General features: G+C 44.0%; 27 protein-coding genes. 10 read left to right on the top strand and 17 right to left on the bottom strand.

Features of this window, described 5'->3' with window-relative positions; translation table 11 throughout:
- Positions 1-228: 228 nt before the first annotated feature.
- The 4 genes from Q1B03_RS14380 to Q1B03_RS14365 all read right to left on the bottom strand — a co-directional run bounded on the left by Q1B03_RS14380 (position 229) and on the right by Q1B03_RS14365 (position 1,592).
- Entirely contained in the window at positions 229-600 is a 372-nt protein-coding gene (locus tag Q1B03_RS14380) for a hypothetical protein (RefSeq protein WP_299742468.1), read from the bottom strand.
- Positions 593-799 carry a hypothetical protein gene (locus Q1B03_RS14375; RefSeq protein ID WP_299742465.1) on the bottom strand — a complete coding sequence of 69 codons (207 nt, stop codon included), beginning with the start codon at positions 797-799 and terminating at the stop codon, positions 593-595. The genes Q1B03_RS14380 and Q1B03_RS14375 overlap by 8 nt, the downstream gene beginning before the upstream one ends.
- A 154-nt stretch (positions 800-953) precedes the next feature.
- Positions 954-1,136: a hypothetical protein gene (locus Q1B03_RS14370; protein WP_299742462.1), complete on the bottom strand. Its 183-nt coding sequence runs from the start codon at positions 1,134-1,136 to the stop codon at positions 954-956.
- 48 nt (positions 1,137-1,184) lie between these two features.
- Positions 1,185-1,592 (bottom strand): YbaN family protein, encoded by a 408-nt coding sequence (locus tag Q1B03_RS14365; RefSeq protein ID WP_262371814.1) that lies wholly within the window; start codon positions 1,590-1,592, stop codon positions 1,185-1,187.
- A 285-nt stretch (positions 1,593-1,877) separates the two neighbouring features.
- Here Q1B03_RS14365 and Q1B03_RS14360 point away from each other — a divergent pair, with 285 nt between their 5' ends.
- Positions 1,878-3,071 (top strand): YhgE/Pip domain-containing protein, encoded by a 1,194-nt coding sequence (locus tag Q1B03_RS14360; RefSeq protein ID WP_299742693.1) that lies wholly within the window; start codon positions 1,878-1,880, stop codon positions 3,069-3,071.
- A 226-nt stretch (positions 3,072-3,297) separates the two neighbouring features.
- Positions 3,298-3,468 carry a hypothetical protein gene (locus Q1B03_RS14355; protein WP_299742456.1) on the top strand — a complete coding sequence of 57 codons (171 nt, stop codon included), beginning with the start codon at positions 3,298-3,300 and terminating at the stop codon, positions 3,466-3,468.
- A 37-nt stretch (positions 3,469-3,505) separates the two neighbouring features.
- On the opposite strand, the gene Q1B03_RS14350 is transcribed toward Q1B03_RS14355, so the two are convergent.
- Positions 3,506-4,486, bottom strand: a complete 981-nt coding sequence (locus Q1B03_RS14350) for a DUF1835 domain-containing protein (protein WP_299742453.1) — start codon at positions 4,484-4,486, stop codon at positions 3,506-3,508.
- Positions 4,487-4,584: 98 nt separating this feature from the next.
- Here Q1B03_RS14350 and Q1B03_RS14345 point away from each other — a divergent pair, with 98 nt between their 5' ends.
- A complete protein-coding gene (locus tag Q1B03_RS14345) occupies positions 4,585-4,800 on the top strand; it encodes a hypothetical protein (protein WP_299742451.1) in 216 nt (71 codons plus the stop codon).
- A 457-nt stretch (positions 4,801-5,257) separates the two neighbouring features.
- Here Q1B03_RS14345 and Q1B03_RS14340 read toward each other — a convergent pair whose 3' ends face one another.
- Positions 5,258-6,580 carry a HAMP domain-containing sensor histidine kinase gene (locus Q1B03_RS14340; RefSeq protein ID WP_299742448.1) on the bottom strand — a complete coding sequence of 441 codons (1,323 nt, stop codon included), beginning with the start codon at positions 6,578-6,580 and terminating at the stop codon, positions 5,258-5,260.
- Between the two features lie 502 nt (positions 6,581-7,082).
- Between Q1B03_RS14340 and Q1B03_RS14335 the strand changes: the two genes are divergently transcribed.
- The 3 genes from Q1B03_RS14335 (at position 7,083) to Q1B03_RS14325 (ending at position 9,631) form a co-directional block, all read left to right on the top strand.
- On the top strand, positions 7,083-8,018 hold the full coding sequence (locus Q1B03_RS14335; protein WP_299742446.1) for an iron-hydroxamate ABC transporter substrate-binding protein: 936 nt from the start codon (positions 7,083-7,085) through the stop codon (positions 8,016-8,018).
- Between the two features lie 281 nt (positions 8,019-8,299).
- Complete coding sequence (locus Q1B03_RS14330; protein ID WP_299742443.1) at positions 8,300-8,719, top strand: Rrf2 family transcriptional regulator; 420 nt, start codon at positions 8,300-8,302, stop codon at positions 8,717-8,719.
- A gap of 12 nt (positions 8,720-8,731) precedes the next feature.
- Positions 8,732-9,631 (top strand): NAD(P)/FAD-dependent oxidoreductase, encoded by a 900-nt coding sequence (locus tag Q1B03_RS14325; protein ID WP_299742690.1) that lies wholly within the window; start codon positions 8,732-8,734, stop codon positions 9,629-9,631.
- A gap of 196 nt (positions 9,632-9,827) precedes the next feature.
- Here Q1B03_RS14325 and Q1B03_RS14320 read toward each other — a convergent pair whose 3' ends face one another.
- The 4 genes from Q1B03_RS14320 to Q1B03_RS14305 all read right to left on the bottom strand — a co-directional run bounded on the left by Q1B03_RS14320 (position 9,828) and on the right by Q1B03_RS14305 (position 13,940).
- Positions 9,828-11,231, bottom strand: coding sequence for a cell wall metabolism sensor histidine kinase WalK (locus tag Q1B03_RS14320; protein WP_299742440.1), 1,404 nt, complete (start codon positions 11,229-11,231; stop codon positions 9,828-9,830).
- A complete protein-coding gene (locus Q1B03_RS14315) occupies positions 11,221-11,925 on the bottom strand; it encodes a response regulator transcription factor (protein ID WP_299742437.1) in 705 nt (234 codons plus the stop codon). The genes Q1B03_RS14320 and Q1B03_RS14315 overlap by 11 nt, the downstream gene beginning before the upstream one ends.
- Before the next feature lie 115 nt (positions 11,926-12,040).
- Positions 12,041-12,919 carry a hypothetical protein gene (locus Q1B03_RS14310; protein ID WP_299742434.1) on the bottom strand — a complete coding sequence of 293 codons (879 nt, stop codon included), beginning with the start codon at positions 12,917-12,919 and terminating at the stop codon, positions 12,041-12,043.
- Positions 12,920-13,052: 133 nt separating this feature from the next.
- Entirely contained in the window at positions 13,053-13,940 is an 888-nt protein-coding gene (locus Q1B03_RS14305) for a peptidylprolyl isomerase (protein ID WP_299742431.1), read from the bottom strand.
- A gap of 69 nt (positions 13,941-14,009) precedes the next feature.
- Here Q1B03_RS14305 and Q1B03_RS14300 point away from each other — a divergent pair, with 69 nt between their 5' ends.
- Entirely contained in the window at positions 14,010-14,339 is a 330-nt protein-coding gene (locus Q1B03_RS14300) for a hypothetical protein (RefSeq protein ID WP_299742428.1), read from the top strand.
- Here the strand turns inward: Q1B03_RS14300 and Q1B03_RS14295 are convergent.
- The 3 genes from Q1B03_RS14295 to Q1B03_RS14285 all read right to left on the bottom strand — a co-directional run bounded on the left by Q1B03_RS14295 (position 14,336) and on the right by Q1B03_RS14285 (position 17,619).
- Positions 14,336-15,601 carry a S1C family serine protease gene (locus Q1B03_RS14295; protein WP_299742425.1) on the bottom strand — a complete coding sequence of 422 codons (1,266 nt, stop codon included), beginning with the start codon at positions 15,599-15,601 and terminating at the stop codon, positions 14,336-14,338. The genes Q1B03_RS14300 and Q1B03_RS14295 overlap by 4 nt on opposite strands.
- A gap of 330 nt (positions 15,602-15,931) precedes the next feature.
- The gene (locus Q1B03_RS14290) at positions 15,932-16,834 is read right to left on the bottom strand and encodes a DMT family transporter (protein WP_299742422.1); all 903 of its coding nucleotides are present in this window, start codon (positions 16,832-16,834) and stop codon (positions 15,932-15,934) included.
- Between the two features lie 92 nt (positions 16,835-16,926).
- A complete protein-coding gene (locus Q1B03_RS14285; RefSeq protein ID WP_299742687.1) occupies positions 16,927-17,619 on the bottom strand; it encodes an AraC family transcriptional regulator in 693 nt (230 codons plus the stop codon).
- 216 nt (positions 17,620-17,835) lie between these two features.
- On the opposite strand from Q1B03_RS14285, the gene Q1B03_RS14280 reads away from it, so the two are divergent.
- Positions 17,836-18,435, top strand: a complete 600-nt coding sequence (locus Q1B03_RS14280; RefSeq protein ID WP_299742419.1) for a lysozyme inhibitor LprI family protein — start codon at positions 17,836-17,838, stop codon at positions 18,433-18,435.
- A 60-nt stretch (positions 18,436-18,495) separates the two neighbouring features.
- On the opposite strand, the gene Q1B03_RS14275 is transcribed toward Q1B03_RS14280, so the two are convergent.
- The 3 genes from Q1B03_RS14275 to Q1B03_RS14265 form a co-directional block, all read right to left on the bottom strand.
- A complete protein-coding gene (locus Q1B03_RS14275) occupies positions 18,496-19,023 on the bottom strand; it encodes an ATP-binding protein (RefSeq protein ID WP_299742416.1) in 528 nt (175 codons plus the stop codon).
- 150 nt (positions 19,024-19,173) lie between these two features.
- A complete protein-coding gene (locus Q1B03_RS14270; protein ID WP_299742414.1) occupies positions 19,174-19,626 on the bottom strand; it encodes a GNAT family N-acetyltransferase in 453 nt (150 codons plus the stop codon).
- 53 nt (positions 19,627-19,679) lie between these two features.
- On the bottom strand, positions 19,680-20,021 hold the full coding sequence (locus Q1B03_RS14265) for a n-acetylglutamate synthase (RefSeq protein WP_299742411.1): 342 nt from the start codon (positions 20,019-20,021) through the stop codon (positions 19,680-19,682).
- Between the two features lie 307 nt (positions 20,022-20,328).
- On the opposite strand from Q1B03_RS14265, the gene Q1B03_RS14260 reads away from it, so the two are divergent.
- Both Q1B03_RS14260 and Q1B03_RS14255 read left to right on the top strand, forming a co-directional pair.
- Positions 20,329-21,426 (top strand): hypothetical protein, encoded by a 1,098-nt coding sequence (locus Q1B03_RS14260; RefSeq protein WP_299742408.1) that lies wholly within the window; start codon positions 20,329-20,331, stop codon positions 21,424-21,426.
- 457 nt (positions 21,427-21,883) lie between these two features.
- Positions 21,884-22,399, top strand: a complete 516-nt coding sequence (locus Q1B03_RS14255) for a DUF3231 family protein (RefSeq protein ID WP_299742405.1) — start codon at positions 21,884-21,886, stop codon at positions 22,397-22,399.
- 94 nt (positions 22,400-22,493) lie between these two features.
- Here Q1B03_RS14255 and Q1B03_RS14250 read toward each other — a convergent pair whose 3' ends face one another.
- Positions 22,494-23,333, bottom strand: coding sequence for a manganese catalase family protein (locus Q1B03_RS14250; protein ID WP_299742402.1), 840 nt, complete (start codon positions 23,331-23,333; stop codon positions 22,494-22,496).
- Between the last annotated feature and the right edge of the window lie 61 nt (positions 23,334-23,394).

Below are 23,394 nucleotides of genomic sequence, written 5' to 3'. Positions count from 1 at the left end.
GAGTGATTCGTACGCAATCTAGTGATGTTAGTTGAATTCTATAATGGTTTAACGAATGGGACAATTGGGGTTTTATCCCTCTCTTCTTCCCTATGGAAATGCGGTTATCATAGACTTCTCTACTCACTTATCGCTGAGAAAGAATCTTTTTTAGTCGTATAGCCACTTTGAGATTGGGGTTATAAAAAAGACGCAAGAACCTCTCATGATGAGTGGTCCATGCGTCTTTCATTTGAATGAAGTTGACTGTTGAATGATTTCTCCCCCAGGACTTACACTGTACTGAGCAATCGAGTTGGATGCTGATTCTTCTCTCAAAAGCCCATCTTTATAGTTAAACGTTATCTCCCATGCCTTTGAAGAACTACTGAAGTTTGTTTCATTGGAAAGGAGTTCCGCGTCATCCATACTGATTTTCTCCCGGCTTGTTTCATTATGTTCCTTTACATCTTTTTCAAATTGTTCATAGGCAATAGCTTCGGCTTTTTCACTGTCAATGCCTCCCGTCCCATCATTCGCACAGCCTAATAATGAAAGGACTGCCATCAAGCTAACGAGGAACACCATCATTAGTTTCAAATGAAATTTTCCGTTACCCATTGGATCCACCACCTGAATGGTGATTCGAATTCATCGCTTGATGAGAGTGCCGGGCGGACTTTTCGTAGGCTCCATCCCTTGGATTTCGGGACGTATTCTTGATGCTATCTCCGTAAAACTCCATCTTCCTGGAACCGATCCAAATTCTAATAGCAAAGTAAAGGATTAGAATTCCGACGAAAATAAAAAAATACATCATGTTGTTTCCCCCTCCTTACTTTTTATGTTGCCTTAATGTCAATTATTTCAAATGTTTTGGTGTTGGACAACAGCCTTTTAGAAATAGTCGCCTAAGAAAAAATGATTTTCTCATAAAAAAAAGACTCGTTTTATCGACGGGTCTTTTGGCTGCATCATTTCAAAGGAAAAAAATATTTCTCCATTTCCCTTTCAGAGATAATCATTCTCGTGGATAAATCTGTCGTTCGTAAAACAAATTCCTTGATGCCAATATACTCCGATTCAGCAATCAAATAGAAGTGGGACCCTTTTTTGAACCCTCTGAAATCGCTTTTTAATTGATATCTTTTCAGCATTGTCTTTCGTAACTCCTTGGCTCATTCCAAGCCAGTAATCCCCATAGATTACTGGCTCTTCTCCACCTGATACGACTCCGGATAGATCGTTTCGATTTTTTTTATAAAATAATAATGCTTATATAAAGCGAGACCGATTAAGATGATCCGGACAAACAGGATATCCACGAATACTACTGAAAGCAGAATAAAGAAATCAGCCGTTACGTTGATCCTGATCTTCTCTTTCCGGGTCATCCCCTTCTTTTGAAGGAGGGCGAGAACATATTTATCATATATGACTGTGCTCTTAAACCAACGATCGATCCGCTTGGAGCTTTTTGCAAAGCAAAACGCGGCAAATAAGTAAAACGGGCCACCCGGCAGAACCGGAAGCACAGTGCCGGCAATCCCGAACACCAGGGATATCGAGCCAAGCAGCATAAACAGGATGCTCTTTATCTTTTTCAGTGTCATGATTGATTTCCCCTACCATCGCTAGATTAATAGACATTCATTATCTACTTTATTTTAACCTTCATTGTACTATAACTATAACAGGAAGGTCCGGGTAGTTGTTTAGGGGATTTATGTTAATTGTGTGGCGATTGATGGGTGGACTTGGAAGAGAGACTGACCCATAATTAAAAAAGTGATCACTCACTTTTTTATTGACTTTCCCTAAAAAGGAAGTAATATTAATTGTGAGTGATTACTCACTCCTTTTATATTTTTCTTAAACGGAGGTTCAAACATATGAAGATCTTCAAAAACAAACTGGTGCTGGCCTCACCTCTCATTGCATTGGCCATTATCTTTATTTTCTCCCTGACCCTGTTCCCATCGGTTCAGCCCCAACCGAAGAATTTGCCGATTGCGATTGTAAATGAAGATCAGGGTGTGCAGATGCCAGATCAACCAAAGATGAATATGGGCGAAACACTGCTTGAAAAGATCCAAACGATGTCAAAATCAAATACGGATGAAGACCATGCCGTGAAATGGATTGAAGTAAAAAGTACAGAAGCTGTACAAATAGGATTAGATAACCAAGAGTATTACGCAGCACTCGTCATTCCGGGGGATTTCAGTGCGAAGCAGGCTTCTTTGCGTACACCGGATCCAACTTCCCCTGAAGTGAAGATTTACATTAACCAAGGGATGAATACAATGGCTGCCACTGCTGCCGGACAAATGGTGAATGGAATCGTCGACAATATGAACAACAATGTTCGCGGGCAGCTCCTTGATGGATTTGAGAAGCAAGGTGTCACCCTGACGCCAAAACAAGTCTCAAGCCTGGTTAATCCGATTACGAAAAACGTGACCAACGTGAATGAAATCGGGACGAATAGCGCAAATGGAAACGCGCCTGTGTCACTATTCCAGCCTCTCTGGATGGCAAGCATGGCAAGTGCAGCAATCATCTATCTCGCTGTCACCAAAGTATCCGCCTCCAATCGAAAAGAAAAGCTTGCAGCAAAGTTCCTCCAAATCCTGATCGGTGCGGTAGTCGCCCTTGTCGTCGGATTTGGTTTAACCTGGATGGCTGAAGGGCTGATCGGATTCACTATCCCGGATATGACCGATACCGCCTTGTTCCTGAGTCTCACGTCATTCAGCTTTTATCTCATGATCTCAAGCATTCTTTCACTGATCGGACTTAAGGGCATGCCCCTCTTTGTCTTAATGCTATTCTTCGGAGCACCACTGCTTGCCATGGCTCCTGAAATGATGTCGTCGTTTTATCGCGATTGGTTTTATTCATGGCTCCCAATGCGATTCATGGTAGAAGGTTTACGTGAATTGTTCTTCTTCGGAAAAGGGTTGACGTGGAGTTCATCTGTGTCGACGCTTGTGTGGATTGGATTGGGGAGCATGCTTGTGATACTGGCCACTGCCTTAAAACCAAGTGCTGGTGGAGAGGCGAAACCTCAAGCAAGTATAGAAGGTTAGTTGGAAAATGGTCAGGGCTTTTAGCTGCTGACCATTTTTTTATTGTATTTTTAATTTGAAGAGCTGCTGGAATAATTGTTCATTTTCACTTTATCTATTTTCATAGCGTGTTCAGATACATCCAGAGGTCTCATTGGATTTAACCTTTCTCCTCCTTGTTTAAATACAAGAATCATACACCCTCACATATGTTATAATTATCCAATAACCGAGAGGAGACCCATCCATGTCCAATGATGTCCTGTTCAGTATTTTCCCGCTATTGACCCTTTTGTTTTACCTGGCTCCCATTATATTCATCATCTGGTTCTTGATGAAGTTCCTGAAGATCCAACAAGAGAAAAACCGGATCCTGCAAAGCATTTCTGACAAGCTGGATAAGAAGTTGCAGGATTAGAGACAAAATGACGGGCGGGCGTGAAAGACCGCCCATTTTATTTACGTTTCACACTATAAAACCTCATCGCTTTCGGGACCCCTTCGATCTCAAATACGCCATTCATGATTAAATGCCTTACTCGATACTCAAAATATCCGTCACCGATATATTGTTCCACATGGCCCAGCACTTCACCTATCAGTCGCGCTGATTTCATGAACCCCTGATTCTCCAACTCTTTATGCAGTTTTTCAGCTGTATGGATGATGTACTCATCATAATAATCTTCCCGGACCCTTTTTATTTCACCATTCTCCCAGATTCTCAATACTTCCTGTGTGGCAGACAGCTCTTGCCACTCCTCTTCGTAAGCTATTCTTTGTTCTTTATTCAATGGAGCAGATTCTTTTTCATATATGAGCCCTACCTTCTCTGGGGGAAGTTCTCCAGTGTGCAAGGTATGGGAATGGGTTGTATTCATGATATACAGATCGTTTTGCTTTTCTTTTAATAGATACAGAACATATCGCATGGCCGTTTGTTCGTGAGCATTTCCACCGACCCAAATCGTAATGGGAATATGATCAGGAATCGCCTCAATCTCCGATATCGTTTCATTGAACCTTTCAAGGAATTCCGCTAGTTCATCACCTTCAAAAAGAATATGATTTTCGAGCCATTCATAACGGTAATGAAGCCCTCGTTCTTCATGCAGTTTCCATACGGGACCGATGGAGAACACATCCGAAAAAGCGAGCACCTTAGCGTCTCCTACATCCCTTTCTTTTAAGGCCACTTTCAAACTCCCGGATGCAGAATCTCCAAACAAGATATGGACGGTTTCATAGTTTTTTACCGTCACAGCCTGACTTCTTTTATACTCCACAAAATTGTGATAGGTGTTCTTCAGATCTTTTAACAGCTGGGCTTGCTCTGTTTCTTCCGCCATATTGATTCGTAACAGTATGTGGAATAGCAGGGATTTCACTTCGTCCTCTGTTGAATGCTCCACTAGTTTTTTTATTTGATCAATCAATTTATTTCACCGCCTTAACATAGAAAAACTATCCATATTTTGTAATGATATCAAAGAGCGCAACGTTAAATCAGATGTATCGATAAACCAAATCGTTTATGATTCTTTTAATAAAGCCCGCTCCCATTAAAGCCATCAAAAACCAGGATGGTGACGGATCTTTCCTGGAAACACAGACATGGAGGAACATCCCTGCCTTTCAAAACAATAGAGTCATAGAATTAGATACGAAAGCGATCACGTATAGTGATCCAATCACACTGGAATATCTTCTGGATGTATTTAAAAAAGCGTTCCTTGAAGAGTTGAATTGATCTTACACTATATGAAAACCACATGGATTGTTGGAGTCCATGCGGTTTTTTTATTTCCCTTGTCTAGTCGATCATAACGAAAAAGGCCAAGGGGACAGGCACCTTGGCTCCAACCCAAGACCTGGACCGAAGTACCCCAAATGACACCGGCCCTTCAACGCGTTATCAGGGAACGCGAATCAAGACCCAGAAAATCTATGTTAAGATGAGTGTAACTTCATCAACTTAGGAGGCTGCTAACATGAATAGAAGAGTAATCATATTATCGATCCTGCTAATCTTCCTGATCATTGGAATAGCCGTGTTATTTATATAAAATACATAAAGCTACATCCACTTATCCGAAATAAGCACCAAAATGGAAATGAAACTAGTAATCTCTCCATCCTGGGACAAGATGCCTTTCCCCACTGTCCCACCTCAAAAGCCAAGGTCCGTCCCTCGCTCCGGTAAAGCATTAACGCAGTGAGGGACGGACCTTTGTTGTTTGTTTGACGCTTTTTACTTTTTCTTCTCCCCCATGGATTGGAAAGGATAAGATGACGGAGGTTCCTTTGCCCGGTTTGCTTAGGACTTTGATGGTACCTTTCATGCCTTCCACGAGTTGGAAGGCGGTCATCATTCCGAGGCCCGTCCCGTTCTTGCCTTTCATGGAGAAGTAGGGTTCCCCTAGGCGCATGAGTTGTTCCTTGGTCATCCCGACTCCTGTATCATTAATGACAATGAACACTTTGTCTCCTTCTTGATAGCTGAAGATTCGCAGCGTACCGCCCGTTTCCATTGCTTCAAGGCCGTTTTTCATGACGTTGATGAGAACCTGTTGCAGCTTGTTGGGATCGCCTTTGATTGAAAGGTGATGAAGGATGCTTGCCTTTAAGATGATCCCTTTTTTGACAGCAAGGGGCATGATGATCTCCTTCGAACGGTTGATCTCATTCCGGATCCCCACTTCCATCTCAAGCTCCGGGTGAGGCCTGGCAAAGTTCAAGTATTGGTTGATCACCTCTGTTGCACGGTCGATTTCACTGACGGCCACCTTGGACAGTTCGCTATTGGTGCTTACATTGGAAGGATCTTCATTAATCAGCTGAAGAAATCCCTTTACCGTTGTCAAAGGATTCCGTACTTCATGACTCATGCTGGCTGCCAAGTGACTGACCACCTGCATTTTCTCATATTTAATCGCTTCCAACTGAAGAGTATAAATCTTTCGGATGATTTCACATAAGTAAAAGACAAAGAATGTAGAGCCGCTCAGGACAGCCGTATAGACCAGGAACGAGCTCGAATAATCGAAATCAAAGATCATTGACGGGATCCATAAAGAAAGAACCGAGTAACCGAACGACATCAACGTATACCAGTATACCCTCGTCTTCCATGCTTTGTTCTCCCATATCGGACGCATATACAAAATCACAAACGTGAAGACAATCGCCATGATCACCGTAACCACTAATCCCGGACCCATCATCGGAGCACGGATCGCAATCATCGTGACAGCAAGCCAAGGTAAGACCCGCTTCCCACCGTATATCCCCCCTAATAGAAAAGGGATGAACCGCAAATCATAGACAAATCCATCTTCAAATTGAACGGACAAAGCCAGACTAAGCAACAAGAGAAGTGAACTGGCCAAATAGATCGAAAGTGGTTGAATGTGAAGCTTATGTACTTTATTTCTAGAAAGATAATTAAAGTTTAAAAGTAGAATAACGATCAAAATGACAAGAAGGTTCAACAGTAAACCAGTCAGCAAATCAGAATGATTCATCGCCATTGCTTCCCTACTTTCGATTATTTTTTTAATATTAACAAAAATCACTCATCAATAACTATTATAACGGAAATGGATGGAATTTGTTTCATCATTAATAAGTCCCGACTTAATGTTTTTCGACAGAGAGCGAAAGCCACGGGGACAGGTCCCTTGTCCCCGTTATAAATCAGGGCCTGCCCCGGCACGTTAGAGAATTATCCCAAGGGGGCAGGTCCCCATCATATACCTTTGATCATATTATTCGTTTACTAGTTTCACAAACCATATTTCCACCTGTAGATGACCCATAAAGGTATGGGAACCTGACCCACCACTGTTCAATTTAAAGAACGCCCCCCTGTCTTTAAAGCACCCTTCGTATACAAAAAAAATCACTATAATTTCCAATTATCCAAACTTTTGAACCAATGTAAAATTTTATTGACAACCATAATCATCATTAGTATATTTAAAACATCATTGAGAATGATTATCAATATTAATTAGAAAGAAGGAAAACAAATTGAAAAAAATACTCATCCCCTTCCTGCTCATGGCAATCTTCATTCTTCATGCTTGTGGCAGCACCGAGACGGCAAAGACTGAACAAAAGGAAGAGAATGCTAATCAGAAATCAGCATCAGAAACCATTACATATCAATCAGAAACCGGCCCTGTTGAGGTACCGGCAAATCCTACCCGTATTGTGGCGCTTTCGAACGCTCCAAACGTACTTGCCTTGGATGGTGAAATTGTCGGGGTCGATGAATGGACGAATATGAATCCCCTGTTTCAAGAGAAACTGGAGGGAATTGAAGTGGTATCAGAGGAAAACATCGAAAAAATCGTTGAGCTGGAGCCAGACCTTATCATCGTGGGCTCACACTCGAAAAATATTGATAAGATGAGTGAAATCGCTCCTACAGTTGCATATACGTGGGGGAAATTGGATTACCTGGAACAGCAAATCGAAATCGGTAAGCTACTCAATAAAGAGCAGGAAGCAAAAAATTGGGTTGAAGATTTCACTACCCGTGCAGATGAAGCAGGGAAAGAGATTAAAGAAAAGATCGGTGAGGATGCCACTGTATCAGTCTTTGAATACGATACGAAATCGGCTTATGTATTCGGGAACAACTGGGCGCGGGGCACCGAATTATTATATCAAACAATGAAACTGGAAATGCCTGAAAAAGTGAAAGAAAATGCATTAGGACCAGGCTACTATGCCCTAAGCACTGAAGTCCTTCCAGAGTTTGCAGGAGATTATATCGTCCTTAGTAAAAACCAGGACGGTGACGGTTCATTTATGGAAACACAGACATGGAAGAATATCCCTGCTGTTAAAAACAATAGAGTCATAGAATTAGATACAAAAGCGATTACGTATAGTGATCCAATCACACTGGAATATCTTCTGGATGTGTTTAATAAAGCGTTCCTTGAAGAGATGAACTAATCTTACAATATATGAAAATCGCATGGATTGTTGGAGTCCATGCGGTTTTTTAATTTCCCTTGTTGCACTTATCCTTTTAACACGCTGGAATTCTCAAACAACCATTTCCACTAATCTTCCAGATCATCTACCTGTTCTTCTTCACACCACTTAATAAAACCGCCTCAATACAACCTTCACAATCTCCCACATTGACATATCCACAACAGTGAGATATCCTTGATTTAATCATAGATAAAAAGAGTCTTTAATATCTTCAATAACTCAGAAAGGAAGAAATCATGAAATACTCAAAAGCCACAAATTACGCATTACACACAATGGTGCATTTACTAACGGTACCGAAAGGAAGTACGATCGGGGTTCAAAGTTTGGCAGAAATGCAAGATCTTTCACCGACCTACCTTTCGAAAATACTGACCAAACTTGCAAAAGGCGGTTTGGTTGAATCGACACCGGGGGTTAATGGAGGATATAAGGTGTCAAAGAAGAATGATGAGATTTCGTTCCTCGATGTCATAAAGACTATTGAAGGAGAATCTAATTTATTTTATTGCTCCATGGATCATCGTGAGGGCTGCCTGATCGAGAATGTGATGATCGAGGCTGAGCAAAACATGAAAGACGATCTGGCGAACAGATTTCTCATCGATATTGCCAAAGAGATCGATGAAAAATCCAGGAAAGAAAACTCAATTTAAGGAGCTGATGAAATCATGTTAGATTGTGCTGTAATCGGGGGAGGTCCAGCCGGGCTGAACGCTTCCTTGGTCCTTGGCAGATCCCGGCGAAAAACGGTTTTATTTGATGATGACAAACCAAGAAACTCCGTTACCAAGGAGTCACATGGGTTTATCACCAGGGATGGAATAAATCCCTCAGAGTTAAGACGAATTGCCCGTGCAGAACTCGGAAACTATCCGGACGTTACAATCATAGAACAGCGAGTAGGAAAGGTCACGAAGGATCACCAGCGATTCACAATTGAAACAGAGGCCGGGGATGTTTATCATGCCAAGAAAGTAATCTTAGCTACTGGACTTAAGGAAACGTTCCCTGAAATAAACAGCCTCAAGCAGTATTATGGAACTTCTGTTTTTAGCTGTCCTTTTTGTGATGGATGGGAGTTGAGGGACCGTCCGCTGGCTGTCATTGCAGAAAATACGAGGGCTTTTCATATGGCAAAGGTTGTTTACAACTGGTCCAGCGACCTGATTGTGTGTACAAATGGAAACAAGGTCCTATCCATAAATGACAAGACGATTCTTGAAAACAAAGGGATAAGCGTGTATGAACAGAAGATTTCTTCCCTTATTGGTGAGGATGGTTATTTGAAAAAGATCTCGTTTGAGGATGGAATCACAGTCCGGCGAGAAGGAGGGTTCGTTGTACCGGAAATGGGGCAAGCATCTACCATCGGGGAAGAACTGGGGTGTGAATTCACTGATCAAGGCGCAATTATCACGGATGCAACCGGCCACACCAATGTGGAAGGGTTGTTTGCATGTGGCGACACCTCCATCATTGCCCCCTCTCAATTAATTATCGCAGCCGCTGCAGGCAGCAAAACAGCAATAGGAGTCAATGCAGCTTTATTTGAAGAGATTTTCTAAACTCAAGGAGGAGTATACGACAAAAAAATTATTTGGCTGTTTTCAGTAGAACGGTCACAAAATACCGTAGATTGATATTTTTTTGAGTCAATTGTGGATATTATATATCTGTAATATATTTTTATAATAATTAAGCCTGCCCTCCATTACCTGGGGGCAGGCATATTTAAAGCGTTAGTTGAAACAAATACCCTACCTACAACGGCAACCGAATCACAAACTTCGTACCATTGCCTTTCTCACTGAAAACATCAATCGTCCCCTCATGCATGAGCACCAATTGCTTCACGATGGAGAGTCCGATACCGAATTCACCGTATGGATTATTCGTCCTGGACAGGTCCGCTTTATAAAACCTGCGCCAAATCGATCGGATTTCTTCGGGATCCATGCCGATTCCTGTGTCTTCGATTTCGATGACGGTTTCTGTCCCGGAAGTGGAGCCGCTTAACGTGATCGTTCCTCCAGAGGTGAATTGGATGCTGTTTTTCGTAATGTTGATCAATATTTGAATGAGCCGGTCATAGTCAGCGTGTATTATTGCATCAGGATCTGCAAGGATATTGATTTCGTTCCCCTTTTCTTCAGCCTGCAGGTCGAGCTGTTCCTTGATGACTTCGAAAACATCCAGTAATGGTAAGGTGACTTTCGTGATCGCTACCTGGTTTGCGCGGATTTTTTCATAGTCCAGGTTTTCGTTCACAAGTCTGATCAACCGCCTCGTTTCCTCGCTGACGAGACCGAAGCTTTTCTCTTTCTGTTCTTCGGGGATCATGTCGTTCCTGATTCCCTCAATGACACCGCGAATCGTGGTCAGCGGTGTTCTCAGCTCATGTGACACATCCGCCATGAACTGCCTTCTCCGGTTCTCGAGGCTGTCGATTTCCTCTTTGGATGCCCGGAGTTTCGTGACCATATTATTAAAGTCTTCAGCAAGATCGCCGATTTCATCGAAGTTGGAGCTTGGGACGTGAACATCGTAATGACCGGATGACACACGGGAAGTGGCATCCCTGATCCGCTGAATTCTTTTCACATGGAGCTTTGATAAGAACAAGCTGATCAAGAGAGAAATCGCCAGTGACAGGAGGACGATATACAGGAGATATCGATTGATTTCACTCAGCATTTCCCTCGAGCCGCTGATCGGTGAAATTAAGATCAGTCCGCCAGCCAGCTGATCATTGATGATCCTTGGCATGATGACGAGGGATACAGCCTGGTCAAAACGTCCGAAATCTTTTTTCAGCGGGACGGTTTCACCCCGTTCGATTTTTTGCCACTCTTCTTTGGAGAGCTCGATCCGCGGGTACACCCCTCCCCTGGAGAATGATACCTCTCCTTGGCGATTGAACGTGATCACATCGATGTTCCGGGCATGAAGCAAGTTGCTGTATTCCTCCAGATAAAGAGGTCTTCTCGGGCTTGGTCTTTCAAGGTCTGATAAAATTTTCTCCCCATACGACCTCAGTTCCGTGACCTTATTCTCGTAGACAAGATTTTCGACATACTGGGAAAACAGGAGGCCGAGGATCATGAAGGCGATTATGAGTACGCTTGTATGGCTGAGAAGCAGCTGATAAAGATATCTAAATTTCATCCCCGGCCGCCGTCTCATCGAATTTATACCCTACTCCCCAGACCGTATGCAGGTACGGCTGTTCCTTGCTGCCGATTTTGTTGCGAAGCCGCTTGATATGTACATCGACCGTCCGTTCGTCCCCGTAGAAATCATACCCCCATACGCGTTCGAGAAGCTGTTCCCTCGAGAACACTTGACGGGGATGCCGTGAAAGGTAATAGAGCAATTCAAATTCCTTTGGCGTCAGATTGGTAAGGGGAACGCCTTTCAGAAGGACTTCACGTGTTTCCTTACTGATTTGGAAGTCTGCCGTCGAAACATCCTGAGTTCCTGTCCCGTTGTTTTTCTCTCCTTGATACCGCCGCGAGACAGCACGTATCCTTGCCATCAGAGCAAGGGGCGAGAAAGGCTTGGTCACATAATCGTCGGCACCGAGTTCGAGCCCGAGCACCTGATCGGATTCACTGTCTTTCGCCGTCAGCATGATGACCGGGACCTGTGACCCTTCCTCCCTGATTTTCCTGCAAATGGTGACCCCGTCCATCCCCGGCAGCATCCAGTCCAGGATGACAAGATCCCAAACCCCTTCTTTATAACGCCGGTACCCTTCAGCCCCGTCGTGGACAAACTCTCCTTGTATGCCTTCTTTTATAAAAAACATCTCAAGCATCGACGTGACACTCTTATTGTCTTCTACTACCAGCACGTTCATCAACATCGCTCCTCTCCCGACTTCTTTCTATTTAAATTATAGTCGTTTTTACCCCTCGGTTCTAATTATTTCCTCATAACGAAAAACCCCGCTCACCTGGCGGGGATTTCCATCCTTATAATGTGTCACTTTGGGATTCGGCTGCTGGTTCCTCACTTTGTTCGGCCTCATGCACAGATCCATGAGGACCTTTTCCATGACCCGGACCACCGTGATGGCCCTTGCCGCCCTTTAGGAAAAAGAAGCCTTCTTCTTTATTAAAAGGGAAAAAATCCAGTTTCTTCGCTTCGTCGGCATGATCGGTCATGATTTCTTCCATTAGTTTTTTCGTCGTTTTGCCTTCTGTTTCAATGCCCAGTTCTTTGGCCGCTTTTAGAATGGAAGCTTCGAATATCTCTTCTTTCAATTCATGATGCTCTTTTCCTTCTGTGTCAATTCCAAGGTCCTTTGCCTGCTTCAGAAGTGCTGCTTCCCTTACCTCATCTGCAAGCTCATCCAGATCCTTGCCCTCGGTTTCCACTCCAAGTTCTTTTGCTTTTTGTTTAATTAGTGCTTCCCTTACCTCTTGAGAGAGCTCTTCCTGGTCTTTTCCTTCAATGGAAATTCCCAGCTCTTTCGCTTTTTTGTTCAGTTCCGCCTGACGGATTTCATCCATGACGGCACGGTGGTCTTTTCCTTCTGTTTCAATACCCAATTCTTTTGCTCTTTTTTCGAGTTCCGCATCCATGATCTCTTTGGCGAGTTCACGTGTATCTTTATCAGTGGTGTCGATTCCAAGTTCTTCTGCTTTTTCCTTCAACTGTTCCTCATTCAGATGGAACATCCCGTTTCCACCGCCGCGATGTCCGCCAAATGCCGGCTTGGTCTCTTCGCTTACAACAGCCGAGTCATTCGTCTTCGCTGTGTCCTCCTCGGCAGCAAAGGCTGGAAGAGCCCCCAGGATCCCGACAGATAAGGCACCTGTCAGTACATACGTTAGGGTTTTCTTATTCATTTTTATTTCCTCCTTTAATGTGTTACAGGTATCGAACCCATCTATGTAGCTGACGATGAAGTCGGGATTCGATCCCCTGCCCTGTCATTTTCTCCAGAAGTTATGACCAAATCATGAACAAATAGTTGCCGGATCATGAACTTTTCAATAAATTTTCGATTTGGTACTCCTCTTTTTGTTCCTCAAGCCAGGTGCCATACTCCGTTTGAAGTGCCTGATCAAACAGAATATCCTTTATTTCCTCTTTATGATCGTCGAGAACCGCTTCCTTCGCGTCTTTTTTGTCCGTCAACTTGATGATATGATAGCCAAATTCCGTTCTAACAGGCTCACTGATTTCACCCTTCTTCATGGCAAACGCTTTATCATCAAATTCTGTCACCATTTCACCTTTTGCAAAAAACCCTAGCTCTCCGCCTGATTCAGCGTTGGACGTATCAGTGGAGTATTCTTTCGCAAGCTCAGCGAAATCCCCTCCGTCATCAAGCTTGTCCTTCACTTCCTTGGCCGTTTCCTCATCCTCTACAAGAATATGGCTTGCCTCTACCTGCTCTTCCTCGGCAAACGAGTCTTTATTCGCTTCAAAATATTCTTTAATCTCATCATCCTTAATTGAGATTCTGTCCTTCAACAATTTTTCCGTTAACAAAAACGATTCGACATTCTTTTTGACACTCTTAAGACTCACTCCGCTCGAGGCCAATGCCTCATTGAATGCCTCTTCTCCCCCATACGAATCTTTCATTGACTCCAGTTCCTCATCGATCTCACTGTCCTTGACTGTGATTGCCTTCTTGTCACTCTCAAGCTCCACAATCTTCTCGGCAATCAGTGTATCCAGGGCCGCTTCACCATACTGATCCACAAGCGTCGTATACAAGTCTTCTTTACTGATCGACTTACTTCCCACCTTCGCCACCACTTCATCCTTCGAAAAGCCAAACATAACAAGCATCGTGCCGACGACGACAATGCCCCCTATGACACTCCATAACGTGATCGAACGCTTTTTTTTATCCACTCACCCGTACTCCTTTATCTTCAATTGTTTGTATTTGGTTCAGTTGTTGTTTCTGGTGCCCGGTTTCTGGTGCCTGGTACAATTTGGACGGTTTGTACCTGGTACAAATCAACCGGTCTGTGCCTGGTACAAATCAACCCATTTGTGCCTGGTACAAATCAACCCATTTGTGCCTGGTACAAATCAACCGATCTGTACCTGGTACAATTCACTCCATCTGTACCTGGTACAATTCACTCCATCTGTGCCTGGTACAATTCACTCCATCTGTGCCTGGTACAATTCACTCCATCTGTGCCTGGTACAATTCACTCCATCTGTACCTGGTACAAATCACTCCATCTGTGCCTGGCACCATCCACTCCATCTGTACCAGGCACCACACACCCTATCGATTAATTAACCATCGCATTACTAGTCAAAGTTAAACTGATCGTTATTTCTTCTCCACCCCGGAAAATGGTCAAATCAATCTGATCTCCCACCTTCAGGTCAGCGTACAACTGCCTTCTCAAATCGGCCACATCCGCTACTGCTTTTCCATTCAGCTCCGTAATGACATCGCCCTCTTTGATCCCGGCTTCTGCTGCCGCTGATGTGTCATCAATATTGGCGACAATCACACCCGACTCCACTTCCTTAGGCAAATTCCCCAAGTAGTTGCGTGGAACATCAGAAAGATTCGTCATTCCGATTCCAATATACGGGCGTTCCACTTTCCCCGTTTTGATGATTTCACTTACGACCGGCAGGAAATCCTTACTTGGAATGGCAAACCCAAGGCCTTCCACACCGGAGTTCGAGATCTTCGCACTGTTGATCCCGATCAATTCACCTTTTGAATTCAGAAGTGCCCCTCCGCTGTTACCCGGATTGATCGCCGCGTCTGTTTGAATGACATTCAATTCAGATTCACCTTTAGATGTCTGTACTGGAATCGTACGATCAACGGCACTGACAATTCCTTGTGTCACCGTCCTTGATAAATCGAGTCCGAGAGGGTTCCCGATCGCGATCACCTGTTCACCGGCGCGCAATGCACTGGAATCTCCCACTTCCAACAGGTTGTCTGCATATTTCCCATCGATCTTCAATACGGCAAGGTCCGTCAGTGGATCTGCCCCAATCAGCTCCGCATCGGTCTTCTGGCCATCATAGAGAGACACTTCAGTCTTGGATGCCCCTTCAATGACATGGTTGTTGGTGATGATATACGCACTGTCCCCCTCCTTCTTGAAGAGAACGCCTGAACCTGTCCCTGCTTGAGCTTCTTGAGATGCACCCATGCCATTCTGCTGTTGATAATTGACGATTCCGACAATCGATTCAGAGGCATCTTCCACAATATTCGCCACATCGCCGCTACCCGTTGATACCGTTGTAGGATTGATCTCCGAATCACCCGAAGACTCCACCTTGCCGTTGTCCCCTGCCGATTGTTCGATGCCCGGCTGAGCCAGGTTCTGATAATAGTCGGTTTGAGGCAATACCGTCAGTGTCAGGACCGAACCGATGATCCCGGCACCTACCGTGTTTAGAAACCCCCGCCCTTTAAAAGGCTTCTTCGGCTTCGGGCTTCGTTGCATTTCTTCTTTCTTCACGGATTCCATATTGTCTGATTCTATATGTTTCATTTCTTCATTTTGATTATGTTCTAACATTTTATTTCCTCCTCGATTGATTTTGCTCGGTTGAACTTTGCTGTTGATTTCATCTTAGAGGGTAAATGTTACGAAACTATTAACAATCTATGTACAGCGTGGGAAGTTTTTTATATTCAAGGAGTACTTTAATAAAACAAAAAGGCCTGCCCCGGCACGTTCAACCTTCAACGTGCCGCGGGTCAGGTCCCACTATGCTATTAAAGCCACTCTTGTAAAATAGATGTCACTTCAAAGTATCATCAACCGGTAGAGATCAACGCTAAAACTCTCAATCAAGAATCCATCTATAGTAAACGATCATTTAAACGCATACTCTATAATCGGCAACTACACCTGTCTCCATTTTTCATTAATTCCCCCACCTTCTTTTCCAACACCGGAACCCTTAGACGACCATACAAGGATTCCGATTCCCAGCATCAACAGCATAACCCCCATCCAAGAAACGACACTCAAGTATTCACCCACGATGAAAACTCCCAAAAGCGCTGCCGTCAGCGGCTCCGCCAACGCAAGGGAAACGGCGGTTGAAGAAGAAACATGGATAAGCCCTCTGGCAAACAATAAGTAGGCGATCCCGGTTGCCATGATCCCAAGATGAAGGCTTACCCCTGCACCTCGAATACTCCAAATCCAAGACATATTATACAGGAGTAAAAAAGGGGATAAACAAACAGCACTCGATGTAAATACAACGGCAACCACTGATAATGCCAAGCGGTTTTCAACCAGCTCCCGGCTGACAAGTGTGTAAATGGCAAAAGATAGCCCGGCTCCCAGAGCCATGATTAGTCCCATGGAATCGACATGTACGGACTCGTTATTGATAAACAGCAGCAGGCACCCTAAGATGGATAGGAATGTGGAACACCACCAAATGGAATCCGGACGTTTTTTTAAAACGAGCCATTCAATGACCCCCGATAAGATAGGTGCGCTCCCAATGGCTACAACCGTTCCGATTGCCACCCCGGTCCGGGTGACGGCCGTGAAAAACAGCGGCTGATAGAATGCCATACTCAGAGAAGCCAACACCACTCGCTTTACCGGCCAATTGGTCACGTTCAACTTGCCAGTCGCAAGGACAATTCCCATCAAAAACAGCCCCCCGACTGCTAAGCGGGCAGCACCGATGGCGATCGGATGTGCCGACTCCGGTGCGAATGCCTGGGTTGTACCCGTGGTTCCCCAGAGGATGCCGGCAATTAAGATCAATAAAGGACCCTTCATTCTGCTCACCTCAATAAAAAAAGATAAAAGGAGTATCTAAACTTAGGATAGAGAATCCACTTAGAAATCTCTTTACCAAGTTTGATATCCTTTTATCCCTTTTTAAGGATTCTATATTGCTGCGGGGATATCCCCCTATGTCTTACAAACCATCTCGTGAAGGAAGAAGAATTCTCAAAGCCCAACTCCTCACTGATCCGGGACATTGACCATTCTGTTGATAGCAGCAGATGATCAGCTTCTTTCAAACGTAGTTCCGATATATACGCTTTCGGGCTCTTACCATGTTTTTTCTTGAACCACGCCGAATAATAGGACGGATGGTAATGTTCCAATTCCGCCAATGTCTCTAACCTGATCGGCTCCATGAAATGTCTATGAATATAGTCAATTGAAGGGGAAGAAGATTGTTGAAGCTTGGTCGTCACATACCTGGCCAAGCTTATCAACGACATCCTATTTTCCGGGTTCCCCGCTTCCTCCAACAGTAAATACCGGATAGAAACCCACTGCTCATCAAGCTGCATATACATGCTTCCTGTATCCCCCGGTAAATAGTTCAGGGGGATATCCAGAATCAAAAACTCATTCCGGTCCATCGACCTGTATTGATGATCAGACATTGGAGGCAGATAAAAACAATGGTCCGGATCAAGATGAAGTTCTTGCCACTTCGTTTGGATATCCAGGGAACCTTGTAAAGGAAAAAGAAACTGACCAAACTCATGCTGATGAGAATGAAACTCTTTTGAATAGGACCTTTTCTCACAAACTACACGTTCCATCACACTCTACCTCCTTCCGGGCAATGGGGACAGGTACCGAGGTTCCTGAAACAGCCTTCTTGCGAAAATTGTATCACAAATGTTTTAAGAAGGGGTTAATGAAAGAGGAAACATGGAGGCAACGAATAAGCGGACCCTAACAGGTTAATAGGATATTTCAAATATGTTAAAATAAACCAAATAATCTATTTTCAATAAGGAATTGGAGCTGTAAAAATGAAGAACCCAAAAATGTTTACCGTGGCAGCCTTATTAACTATGTTATTCGTCTTCATGTCTGCATGTAGCGATGCACCTGAAGAGGATACTTCTAATCAGTCTGGATCTGATACGATACCAGCAAGTACAGATGATTCTTCTTCAGAAAGCACAATGGAAGCCGATAACAACGAGGAGAATCAATCGGAAGAATCATTAATGGAAGATCATACTCCCAAAACAAAAATAGAGGGAAGAACAGAATTTCTGAACAAACTGGACAACATCCAAAAAGAACTTGATGCCATGCCAGATAAGAAGGATTCAGATAAAGGTGTCACAAACGCGATGAAAAACTATTATGGAGTATCCTACGAAAAGTTTGATGATGCATTGAATGAGATCTACACCCTGCTGAAAAAAGAGCTGTCTCCAGAGGTCATGAAGGAATTACAAGCGGAACAGTTAAGATGGATCGAACAGAAAGAAACGAAAGCCGAGAAAGAAAGACTGAAGTATGAAGGCGGGACGTTTGAAAATGTGGCGTGGTACATCTCTTTATATGAGTCGACGAAGGATAGATGTTATGAGTTGGTGAATGAGTATATGACCGACTAGAAACACGGAACCATGGGGACTGATACCTTGTCCCCTCTCCCTGGCCAGTTAAAAGTAACTCTAATTCCCAACCACAATCTCCCCTTCCCCCTCAGGAATTTCAAAACCATTCAAATAGGAAGTCAACAGTCCTTCCGAAATCGGGAACGCATTCGCATCAAAGCGCTTGTTCCGTATTGTAAGCCTTTCAAGTAAATCATCAGGATGGACCTTTAAATAAATCAGTTTCCATTTCCCACCTGACTTTTCTATTAATTGTTTGTATCGATCCCTTCTTCCACGGTCCCAAAAACTGAAGTCGATGACCACCTGTTGTTTATCGTGAATGAGCTTTACTAATTCATTGCGCAATTTACTTTCTGCCACTTTCTTGTATTCCTCCATCTTTTCCATAGGGAAATCAATCCCATAACGACCATGAGTCGCCCATATTTCTTCATCAATTGAAAGTCGCACAAAGCCGTTCTTCTCTAAGTGCTGCGAGAATGTCGTTTTACCGGAGCCAGCCACACCACACATCATTACCACTAGAGGGGTGCGATCATCCCGTTCACGATAAATCGTTTCAAAATGAAAGTTGTTGAACATAGGAACACTCTCCCGATTTTTAAGTGGTAGACCTTTCTTATGCACCTTTCAGTTGAAAATTCAGCTTATCCATAATCGTGCCTATAATCTGTTCCTTATGTTTTTAAGGATTATATATACCAAAAAGCTGCCTCCGGGTCCGTCCCCATGCTACCCTAAGCTCAAATAATGACTCGACCTCGAATAAAGCTCCCCCTTTGAAAACCCAATCGCCCGATAAAATGCATCCCCCTGTTCTGTGTCTGTATGAAGCACCAATGTATCATAATGGTTTCTTGCTTCGTCTATGATCCTTTGCACCAGCATGTTTCCTACACCACTTCTTCTAAACTCTTTGCTGACATAAAATCTTCTCATCCTGCCAATGCATTCACCAGTTGAAAAAGGATCCTTGTTTAATCCGCCTATAGCAACCAGGATGCCATTTTCATTAAACACGCCGAATATACCTTCTCCTGCACGGTTGAACGTGTTATTTCCATTTCTATAATCATTCACTAATCTTTCTACAAAACGAAAACCCTCTTCTTTGCTATGCTCTACTAAATGAGCTAAATCAACATCTAACAGATTGTTAATAAGCTTTAGCTCATATGTCCCCATCTCCCTCACCTCGACCCATGATTTGAAAAAACGCTGAATTCAACTACTACTAATTATATGACTTCCTCAACGATCGATTCCCCTTCACTTTGGTCACGATCCATCCATCTCCAGCTTTCATGCAGTCTTATTCGGCCATCCGGTAGAATTTCAGGAACAGAAGTACATTGACCTCCCCTTATATCATTATGAACGTTTACATGGTTGTATCTAAACGTTAAGCCACCATCCTCTTTCACGATGCCAATCAGGGTTCCTTTCATAATGTCTCCGCCACTATATGTTGCTGAAAGGATATCTCCATCTTGCTTATATTCAAAAACTGTTTTTGAAGAAACTTCACCGTTCGTCGTATTTTCAATGGATACAAACGTGCGTCCATCGTAATTGATCATTGATAGTCCCCCTTAATTTCTCATTTTCAAAGCCCTATGGTTCTGGTACGACCTCTTCTCTCAAAAGCGCTTGCGATAAATGGAGCCATGGGGTTTGTCCATTTGGCCCCCTCTGCTTTAATTGTACCAAATATTCCCTTGTTTACTATCAGAATATTTTTTATAAAAGCCTTGTTCTCAGCGCTTCCCTCATAAGCTTTAACGTTTGGATTAAGAGTTTCTATCAATTTGTTTACATAGGTTTCATGTAGAGGAAAATGTGTTAAAGTCCTCCATATTCTTCTATATAAAAAGGATGTGTGAGGCAATGAAAAAAATATTGCTGCTACTTGCAGCAGGAGTACTAATACTGGGAGCCTGCGCCGATCCTTCGGCCACAGAGGAAAGTGAGAAGAAAGCGCCGACTTCCGAACGGGACGAATCAAACACGGAAAAAACGGAAAACGAAGAACCGAAGGAGACCGAACAGCCCTTCAAACCGTTGGAACCGTCTGAAAATGCTGTGTCTTTGAAGGAAAGCTTATCAGATATGGAACAGCAGGAAATTCCTGATATGCAAGCGGCGCTGGGTGGAAATCCCGAGCGTTCGGTCCCTGCGGGTGAAACGCTGGCAAAAGGGGTGAAAGATCCATCCGATGGACCATTAAAGGATCATCGATTGGTTGCCTATTATGGAACGCCAGATTCTGAAAATATGGGGATTCTGGGCGAGTTGGAACCTGAGGAGTACATGAAGAAGCTAAAGGAACAGACGCAGGCCTATTCAGACGCTGATCCCGACCGTCCGGCGGTCCCAACGATCGAGTTGATTACGACAATGGCCCAGAGTGAACCGGGTCCTGATGGAGACTATGTGCGAATGACATCCGAAGAAAATATTGAAAGGTATGTGGAGCTTGCCGAGAAGCATGACGCACTGGTGCTGCTCGATGTTCAGCTCGGAACGGACACCGTTATGGAGCAGGTGAAAATGATCGAGAAGTGGCTCAAGCACCCGCATGTTCACCTGGCGATCGATACGGAATTCCACGTAGCCGAAGGGGAGAAACCCGGAGAGGATCTAGGGCAAGTGGATGGAAAGGAAATCCAGAAGGCAGTCGAGTATGTATCGGAACTTACGGAAAAGAACGACCTCCCGGATAAATTCGTACTCGTCCACCAATTCACCGGTGACGTACTGACAAATAAAGAGGTGATCCAACCGACAGACAACGTCGAAGTCGCCATAAACTTTGACGGCTGGGGAGCATCCGCGGACAAGCAGGCCCTGTACGGGAAATACATACGTGATGAACCGAAACAGTATGGGGCATTCAAGATCTTTTATGATAAGGATGTGCCGGTTTTGGAGCCGGAAGATGTGTTGAAGATGGAACCCAGCCCTGCGATTATTAACTATCAATAATCTTATAAAACACAGGGACGGCTCTCTTGCTCGGAGGCGTAAGAACCGTCCCCGTGATACCCTTAGGCAATAGCAAAGCAGATGCAACCTTTATATTTTTCCTGATTCAAGTCTTGAGTTTACTAATTGGCTCTAATAATAGTAGAGAGTTCGCCCATCAAGTGACTATCCTTTAAGAATCGATCCCGATTGGCCTACTTTCGACCCGGATCAGAAATAATTAATCCCATTTAGAATTTATTAAACCTGAATTTGAATTATTGGTCCATTTTTCAATTAATTGAGCATTCGTATCGAATACCCAGACTTGGTGGTCATAAGCCAAACCCACACCAAATGTTTACATATACAATAAATGTAAAAAACAAATACATACTTCCAAGTGCTTAGTGGAAAAATACTTTTGTGCTTAAACATTCACTTTGAAAGGTGGCACATTATGTTAAGGAGGATGATTATGGGTATTTTAAGTGGAAATCCACAAGAAGAGCCATTGCATTATGGTGAAGTATTTGGAACCTGGAACTATCTGTTGACGGCTAAAGCCACTGTGGCAGGATATCAGATGCAGCTTAACCATGCCGGAGATGATGATCTTAAGAAATTACTGAAGGACAGCATCGAGGGTGGGCAAGAAGAAATCAAGCAAGTAGAAAAACTTCTGAAGGAAAATGGGATTGGGTTGCCTCCAACACCTCCAGAACCTCCGCATGCCTGCCTGGATGATATTCCGACTGGTGCCCGCATGCCGGATCCTGCCGTTGCAGCGGGGTTATCAGCTAATATCGCTTCAGGCCTAGTTGCATGCAGCACAATCATGGGACAAAGCATACGTGAAGATGTGGCGATGATGTTCGGCCAATTTCATATACAAAAAGCCCTAATGGGTGCTAAAGTACTTAAGTTAAACAAAGAAAAGGGATGGTTGATCCCTCCACCCCTTCACAAAAACAAAAATGAACATTGTGAGTAATCACTGAATTGGAAAGATTCTCATGTTGGCTTGTCATTTCAAGTCAACCTGAGAATTTTTTTTCAATTCTTGAATCAATGGAATAGTAGTCAGGTTATTTCATCATTGGAGGCATCGGCACGGTATCATGTACATATTTAGGGGCAGGGGCCAGTTTAGGTTTCGACCCGAATGGACCAGGTTCACTGATGTATTGGAAATTCGCTTTCCCGTCCATGCTAGGTCCGCTCGCCCATCGTCCTTCGGCACTCGCTTCCCCTCTGGACAGGTTATAAAGATCATAGGAAACAGCCTGCTTCTCAAGCTCCCTCGGGAACGTCGTCGGTACGACAATATCCCCTTCACGCTCTTCAAGTTCTGCGATGGCTGCCGCCCATTGATTCTGATGAGCAGTGTCACGGGCAATCAAGAAGGAAAGCGTATCACGGACACCCGGATCATCACTCAGTTCATACAGTCTCACTGCCTGTAACCGGCCCATTGATTCTGCCGTTAAGTTGGCACGGAAATCGGCCAGGAGGTTCCCGCTGGCGCCGATATAAGAAGCTGTCCACCGATTTCCCACACTGTCCACCGGCATCGCACCCAACCCGCTCACAATCACATGCTGTGGATTCATTCCACCCATCACTGCCCCGAGCACCGGATTACTCTTATACATCGCTTCCTGTTCAGACACGGGGGCACCGTCCAGCAGGCGGGCAATGAGAGTGGCCAATAACTCTACATGGGCCATTTCCTCTGTCCCGATATCCAGGCACAGGTCACGGAACTTCTTGTCCGCCCGACCGTTGAATCCCTGGAATAAATATTGCATCATAACAGAAATTTCTCCATATTGTCCACCTAGAATTTCTTGCAGCTGGTTCGCATAAGCCGGGTTTGGCCGGCTTGGTTTAGCCTCATACTGAAGCTCTTTAATATGATAAAACACAGTCTCATCTCCTCTGTCTATCTCTCTCTTTTACAACACCCTTCCACTTTATGTAAATGCA

This window comes from uncultured Rossellomorea sp. (assembly GCF_947488365.1).
In the GTDB taxonomy this organism is placed as follows: domain Bacteria; phylum Bacillota; class Bacilli; order Bacillales; family Bacillaceae_B; genus Rossellomorea.
This window is presented reverse-complemented; position numbering and strand designations above follow the sequence as displayed.